This window comes from Mesorhizobium sp. M7A.F.Ca.CA.002.04.1.1 (genome assembly GCF_004022805.1).
In the GTDB taxonomy this organism is placed as follows: Bacteria; Pseudomonadota; Alphaproteobacteria; order Rhizobiales; family Rhizobiaceae; genus Mesorhizobium; species Mesorhizobium ciceri.
On record NZ_RZPL01000428.1, the window covers coordinates 1 to 4,954 of the forward strand.

The following is a 4,954-nucleotide window of genomic DNA, read 5'->3' on the forward strand; positions in this document are numbered from 1 at the left end:
TTCTGAGAACGGCCGTTTCCGCCAATTGGCTGATCGGCTGGCTGGCGGCGCTGTATCTGCTGACGGCTATCCGGGTGCTGGCGTCGCGCCGTTTTTTCAGCCGCTCAAGGGATCGCGGCTCGATCTTGCGCTGGGCATGGCTGGCCACGGCGTTTTCCTGTATGTCGGGCCTTCTGTGGGGGGTGCTTGGCTGGGTCGGCTTTATGCCCGAGGCGCCGATCGTGCTGTCCTTCACGGTCATCGTCCTGACTGGTCTCGTCTGCGGTACGGTGCCGTCGCTGTCGGCCTTTCCGCCGGCGCTGGTCGGTTCCATCCTGGCCACGGTGGTGCCGGTCGCCTTGCGCTGCTTGACCACCCAAAGCGATATTTCCGGCGCCTTCCTGTTCCTGCTCGCATCGCTGGTGGCGATCAATTTCTACTACTGCCGTATCACCTACCGCATGCTGCGCGAAACCGTCAGCCTGCGACTGGAGAACGAAACGCTGGTCGAGCACCTGCAAGAGGAACGCGACAGGGCGCAGACCGCCGACCGTGCCAAGACGCGTTTTCTGGCGGCGGCGAGTCACGATCTGCGCCAACCGATCCATGCCCTGAGCCTGCTGGTCTCGACGCTTGCCATATTGGGGCAGCGCGGCGACGTACCCTCCGGCGAGGCGCGCGATCTGGCCAGCCGGGCGAAATCGGTTGTCAGCAACTTCAGTGGGCTGCTCAACGCTTTGCTCGATATCTCGCGGCTCGATGCGGGCATCGTCACGGTCGCGAGCGAGGCGGTGCCGCTGCGCGACCTCTTTGGTGATCTTCGCAATGAATTCGCCGCCGAGGCAAAACAACGCGGACTTACGTGGCGCGTGGTAGACAGCAGTCTCTACGTCGACAGCGACCCGATGATGTTGAAGCGCATCCTCAACAACCTGATCTCGAATGCCCTTCGCTACACCAAGCAAGGTGGTGTCCTGCTGGGCTGTCGCCGGCGCGGCGCATGTGTGGAGATACAGGTCCTCGACAGCGGCCCCGGCATCCCCGCCGATCAGCAGGGGATGGTCTTCGAGGAGTTCGTGCAGTTGCAGAACCCGGCGCGGGACCGCACGCAAGGCCTGGGACTCGGGCTCGCCATCGTTCGCCGCACCGCCGAGCTGTTGGGGCACCCCCTGAAATTGGCTTCGACGTCCGGGCGCGGTTCCCTGTTTTCCATCACCGTCGCGAAGGCCGGCGCGGTGCAAGCTCGCTTGGAGGTCGACACGACATCGCCGGCCAGCAGTGCCGCCGGCATCATGGTGGTCGAGGACGAGGGCGACGTTCTCGATGCCATGGTGCGCTTGCTCAGCCTGGAGGGACATCGTGTCTATCCCGGCCGCTCCGCCGCAGAGGCGCAGGAGGCCCATACGGCGGCGCTGGCTGCCGGCGATGCGCCGGTCGACCTGATCATCGCAGACTACCGTCTCGAGAATGACACCACCGGCACCGACGCGATCCGTGCGCTTCACGCCCATATCGGCCGGCTTGTCCCGACCATCATCATTACTGGCGATACGTCGCCGGCGCGCCTCAAGGAGATCAGCGCCAGCGGCAGCCGCATCCTGCACAAGCCGATCGCCGACGAGGAATTGCGCGAGACCATTACCGCGGTCTGCTTTGGCGGCAAGGCGATAAGTGGCGACACACGTTAAAACGAAACGCGCGCTCGACGGCTCGGCGCGCCGGCAAGCCGCGATGCAGCACGCTGGTGCGCAGGGCCTACCAACATCGAAGCTGCCGCCCGAAAGCAAAAGAGGCCCCGGTCAAACCGGAGCCTCCAATCGTTTCACGCAGGATTTCTCGAAAGGTGAGAAAGATCAGGCAGCTTCTTCCTGCTCGGCCTCTTCATTGTCGGCCTTGGCGCCACGCTTAGGGCCCTTGTTGAGGTTGACCTCGATTAGGCGCACGGCTTCGGTTTCCGACATGCGGTTGACGGCCGCGATCTCGCGGGCCATGCGGTCGAGCGCCGCCTCGTAGAGCTGACGCTCGGAATAGGACTGCTCCGGCTGGTTGTCGGCGCGGTAGAGGTCACGCACGACTTCCGAGATCGAGATCAGGTCGCCCGAATTGATCTTCGCATCATATTCCTGGGCGCGGCGCGACCACATGGTGCGCTTGACGCGGGCGCGGCCCTGCACGACCTTCAGCGCGCGCTCGACATAATCCTCTTCCGACAGCTTGCGCATGCCGATGGAGGTCGCCTTGGCGACCGGCACCTTCAGGCGCATCTTGTCCTTCGAGAAGTCGATGACGAACAGTTCCAGCTTGTGTCCAGCAACTTCCTGCTCGTCGATCGAGACGATCTGGCCGACGCCATGCGCCGGGTAGACGATGTACTCGCCGGTCTTGAAACCGTGACGCGCAGCGGTGGACTTCTTCTGCGGGGTGATCGTTGCCATTGCGCACTGAACTCCTTGTTGTGGTACCGGCGTCCTGCCGGCCCGAACTCGCGCGATCGGAGAAACCGACCGTTAGCCGCACAACAGATGAACCCATCGGAAAAGCCGGACCGGCAAACCGCAACATCGCGACCGCCTGGCCCAGATCGCTCTGGTCCGAATGGGATTTTCACCTTTCAGTGATTTGGGGCGTCTGCGCCATAAATCGACGTTGTGTCACCGGCATGTTTCGCTGATGTAACACAAAAAGTCGGAAGAATCAAGGTTTTGCTGCATACGCGAAGGCCACAACCCGGCGCCGGCTGTCAAGCCGGTTAATGTGACGTGCCTCTTACCCTGCGTAATACCGGCCTTTCCGGCCGTATTGTCAATCGCCTTCGCCGGGCTCGGCGGAGAAGTATTTCTCGAACTTGCCGGCCTCGCCGTCGAAGGATTTCGCGTCTGCCGGCGGTTCCTTCTTGGCGGTGATGTTGGGCCATTTCTCGGCATATTCGGTATTGACCTGCAGCCATTTGTCGAGGCCGGGCTCGGTGTCGGGCTTGATCGCGTCGGCCGGGCATTCCGGCTCGCAAACACCGCAGTCGATGCACTCGTCGGGATGGATGACGAGCATGTTCTCGCCTTCGTAGAAACAATCGACCGGACAGACCTCGATGCAGTCCATGTATTTGCATTTGATGCAATTGTCGGTCACGACATAGGTCATCGGTCGGCTCCGGGACGTCCCATTTTGTTGGGCTTTTTCCGTCAGGTAACGCCTTTGGCCGCTGCTTGCAAGGGCAGCCATTCCTGTCGGCATCAGCGTTTCGAAATGGAATTCCAGGCAGCCGGCGCCCCAGAGGCCGGCGACCTCATGCAGGGCTTCCTGTTTGCCGGGTTCAGTTTTGCTTCAAACACGTCGTTATCCTGGCAAGCGCCGCCTGTTTTTGGACGCCAGGCATCAATCTTCGCCGAGCAATCGGTCGGTCTGGCGACGTTCCTTCTTGGTCGGGCGGCCGCTGCCGGCCTCGCGCAGCCCCGGAATTGCATCGGGAGGGGCTTCGCCCTTCGGTGCGGGCGGTGGCGACATATCCTCGTAGAGCGTACGGGCTTCCTCGGCCGGGCCGCGTCGCGCACCCGCGCCGAGGACCTTCCAGATGAAGATGCGCCGCTCGAGCGTGATGGTCAGGACGTCGCCTGGCTTGACCTGATCGGAAGCCTGCGCTGCTTTGTCGCGATTGATGCGGACCCGGCCGGCGACGACCAGTTTCGCCGCCAGCGAGCGCGATTTCACGACGCGGGAGAAGAACAGCCATTTGTCGATGCGCTGGCGGCCTTCGGCAACCATCGAAGCGAGCCGGGTTCTACTTCTTCAATTGGTCGCGCAGAGCGGCGAGCTTGGCGAAGGGCGAATCCGGATCGAAACGCACCGGGCGCTCCTCGCGCGGCTTTGGCTGGAAGGCGGGCTTGCCGCCTTGCGGACCACCCTTGCCATCCGGCCTGCCACCCTTCCAGTCGGGACGGCCTTCGCGGCGGTCGGGACGCTCGCCCTGCGGCCTGTCACGTCGCTGTTCGCCTTCGGCCTGCGGCTTGGGTTTGAACTTCGAGCGGTCGAAGCGCGGCTTGCCGGCTCCATCGCGCCGTCCTTCATGGGCCGGACGCTCTCCGGGTGCAGCGGCGTTCGGTGCGCCGGCGTCCGCAGGCGCATCGCTTCGGCCGCGCGCTTGTCCGTTGCGTGGGCGATTGTTCCTGCGGTTGTCGTCGCGGTTGCGCGGGCGCTGTTCGAAACGACCCTGACGCCACAACAGGATGGGTTTTGGCGCTTCGGCTTCCGGGGCGGGTTCCCCGGTGGCTGCTTCAGTCACCGTCACGGGTTCGTCCGGCGCGGCGTCCGTTGCCGGCGCGGCATTTGACACCAGCTCGGCCGGTGCAACTTCTTCTGCCGCTGCGGCTTCAGTCTCGGCAGCTTCAGCCTCTGCCTGCGGTTCAACCGGTGCCGGTTCAGCAGCAGCCTCGGCAACAGGCGCTTCGTCTTGCACGGTTTCGACCGGAGCGTCCGCCTGTTCTCCCACGGCAGGCGCAGCAGGTTCCGCCGCGGCGTCGGAGGTCATTTCGGTCGCCGTTTCCGAAACGGCCACTGCGTCCGATGCCGGCTCCGACCCTTCGACTGCTGCCTCTGCTGCGGCGTCCGCCGCCTTGGTCTGCTCGGCTCGTGCAGCCTCTTCCGCCGCAAGCTTCGCCATCGCTGCTTCGCGCGCGGCATTGTCCTGTGCTTCGAGCCGCGCCTTGACCTCGACGGCCGGCTTCGGCTCGGCACGGTAGCCGAGACCTTTGAGGATCTCTTCCATGTCGTCCGCGGTGGCGCCGAGGATCGACATCATCGGCGGCGTCACCATGAAGGACTGGCCGTCATAGGCGCCGTCCGGGCGCTGGCCGAGGCCGGGCTTCCAGTTGGTCGCCGGGCGGATCAGATCCGCCAGCCGTTCCAGGATGTCGATGCGCACGGCGCGACGGCCGAGATTGCGGTAGCCGGCAAGCTTGTAGAAGGTCTTGTCGAAGGC

5 protein-coding genes and 1 pseudogene are annotated in these 4,954 nt (G+C 64.1%); 1 reads left to right on the plus strand and 5 read right to left on the minus strand.

The window, feature by feature from the left end:
• On the minus strand, positions 1-241 hold a 241-nt coding region (locus ENZ75_RS34385), incomplete at its 3' end, for a hypothetical protein (protein WP_164887903.1).
• 28 nt (positions 242-269) lie between these two features.
• Between ENZ75_RS34385 and ENZ75_RS20795 the strand changes: the two genes are divergently transcribed.
• The gene (locus ENZ75_RS20795; RefSeq protein ID WP_245481184.1) at positions 270-1,667 is read left to right on the plus strand and encodes an ATP-binding protein; all 1,398 of its coding nucleotides are present in this window, start codon (positions 270-272) and stop codon (positions 1,665-1,667) included.
• A 165-nt stretch (positions 1,668-1,832) separates the two neighbouring features.
• Here the strand turns inward: ENZ75_RS20795 and ENZ75_RS20800 are convergent, their stop codons facing one another.
• The 4 genes and pseudogenes from ENZ75_RS20800 to ENZ75_RS20815 all read right to left on the minus strand — a co-directional run.
• Positions 1,833-2,414 (minus strand): CarD family transcriptional regulator, encoded by a 582-nt coding sequence (locus ENZ75_RS20800; RefSeq protein WP_013529179.1) that lies wholly within the window; start codon positions 2,412-2,414, stop codon positions 1,833-1,835.
• Positions 2,415-2,781: 367 nt separating this feature from the next.
• A complete protein-coding gene (gene fdxA, locus ENZ75_RS20805) occupies positions 2,782-3,120 on the minus strand; it encodes a ferredoxin FdxA (RefSeq protein ID WP_013529180.1) in 339 nt (112 codons plus the stop codon).
• A 234-nt stretch (positions 3,121-3,354) separates the two neighbouring features.
• Positions 3,355-3,741 carry an RNA-binding S4 domain-containing protein gene (locus tag ENZ75_RS20810; RefSeq protein WP_013529181.1) on the minus strand — a complete coding sequence of 129 codons (387 nt, stop codon included), beginning with the start codon at positions 3,739-3,741 and terminating at the stop codon, positions 3,355-3,357.
• A 16-nt stretch (positions 3,742-3,757) separates the two neighbouring features.
• Positions 3,758-4,954: pseudogene (locus ENZ75_RS20815) on the minus strand (helicase); the annotation flags it as partial.

What these genes read in the sequence shown, in the direction of transcription:
- ENZ75_RS20800 (WP_013529179.1), bottom strand. Translation starts at nt 2,414, where the DNA reads ATGGCAACGATCACCCCGCAGAAGAAGTCCACCGCTGCGCGTCACGGT.
- fdxA (WP_013529180.1), bottom strand. Translation starts at nt 3,120, where the DNA reads ATGACCTATGTCGTGACCGACAATTGCATCAAATGCAAATACATGGAC.
- ENZ75_RS20810 (WP_013529181.1), bottom strand. Translation starts at nt 3,741, where the DNA reads ATGGTTGCCGAAGGCCGCCAGCGCATCGACAAATGGCTGTTCTTCTCC.